This window comes from Shewanella sp. 5_MG-2023, assembly GCF_030547465.1.
Lineage (GTDB): Bacteria > Pseudomonadota > Gammaproteobacteria > Enterobacterales > Shewanellaceae > Shewanella.
The window spans coordinates 1-1,706 of record NZ_JAUORC010000071.1 but is presented as its reverse complement, the minus strand read 5'-3'; the positions used below and the strand labels follow the sequence as shown (position 1 = coordinate 1,706).

The 1,706-nt window shown below is 45.1% G+C and carries 1 protein-coding gene; it reads left to right on the top strand.

The features are described from left to right. A partial coding sequence (locus Q4557_RS19655) for a VCBS domain-containing protein (protein WP_303415009.1) occupies positions 1 to 1,706 on the top strand: 1,706 nt, incomplete at both ends.

The following is a 1,706-nucleotide window of genomic DNA, read 5'->3' as shown; positions in this document are numbered from 1 at the left end:
AAAGACGTTCACGGTGGGCAACTTCGCGTTGACGGCGCCCTCACTGTTACTGATGTGGATAATGGTCAAAATCAATTTCAAGCCACCTCACTACAAGGTCAGTTTGGTACTCTATCAATCAATGAATTAGGTCACTGGACTTACACCGCTGATAACTCACAAACAGCCATTCAAGGCCTTAAAACCGGTGAGTCAGTTACCGATACAGTGTTAGTTCATAGCGTTGATGGCACTGAGCAAAAAATCACTGTGACCATTAACGGCACGGATGATAAAGCGGTGATTGCGGGTACTTCAACAGCACAGCTAACTGAAGATAAAGACGTTCACGGTGGACAACTCCGCGTTGACGGGACGTTAATCGTAACAGATGTAGACAACAATCAAGCGCAGTTCAACGCTGAAAGCCTACAAGGTCAGTTTGGTACTCTATCAATCAATGAATTAGGTCACTGGAATTACACCGCTGATAACTCACAAACAGCCATTCAAGGTTTAAAAACCGGTGAGTCAGTTACCGATACAGTGTTAGTTCATAGCGTTGATGGCACTGAGCAAAAAATCACTGTGACCATTAACGGCACGGATGATAAAGCGGTGATTGCGGGTGCTTCAACAGCACAATTAACTGAAGATAAAGACGTGCATGGTGGGCAACTCCGCGTCGATGGTGGACTCACTGTTACTGATGTGGATAACGGTCAAAATCAATTCCAAGCCACCTCACTACAAGGTCAGTTTGGTACTCTATCAATCAATGAATTAGGTCACTGGATCTATACAGCTGATAACTCTCAGCCGACTATTCAAGGCCTGAAAACAGGCGAAACCGTTACCGATACAGTATTAGTTCACTCGGTTGATGGCACTGAACAAAAAATCACTGTCACCATCAATGGTACTGACGACAAAGCGGTGATTGCGGGTACTTCAACAGCACAGCTAACTGAAGATAAAGACGTCCATCAAGGACAACTGCATGTCGATGGCGCCCTCACCGTAACCGATGTAGATTCAGGACAAAACCAATTCCAGGCCACAGTGCAACAAGGTCAATTTGGTACTCTGAGTATTAATAGTTTAGGCCATTGGACTTACACCGCTGATAACTCGCAGCCGACTATTCAAGGCCTGAAAACAGGCGAATCATTAACGGATACTCTCATAGTTCATTCCATTGATGGCACTGAGCAGAAAGTCACTGTCACCATTAATGGCACGGATGATAAAGCGGTGATTGCGGGCACCTCAACCGCCAGCTTAACCGAAGATAAAGATGTTCATTCAGGTCAGCTCCGAGTTGATGGCGCCCTCACTGTTACTGATGTAGATAACGGTAAAAATCAATTCCAAGCCACCTCATTACAAGGTCAGTTTGGTACTCTATCAATCAATGAATTAGGTCACTGGACCTACACCGCTGATAACAGTCAAAATGCTATTCAAAGTCTGAAAACGGGTGAGTCACTTACCGATACAGTATTAGTTCACTCGGTTGACGGCACTGAACAAAAAATCACTGTCACCATCAATGGCACGGATGATAAAGCGGTGATTGCGGGTGCTTCAACAGCACAATTAACTGAAGATAAAGACGTGCATGGTGGGCAACTCCGCGTCGATGGTGGACTCACTGTTACTGATGTGGATAACGGTCAAAATCAATTCCAAGCCACCTCACTACAAGGTCAGTTTGGTACTCTATC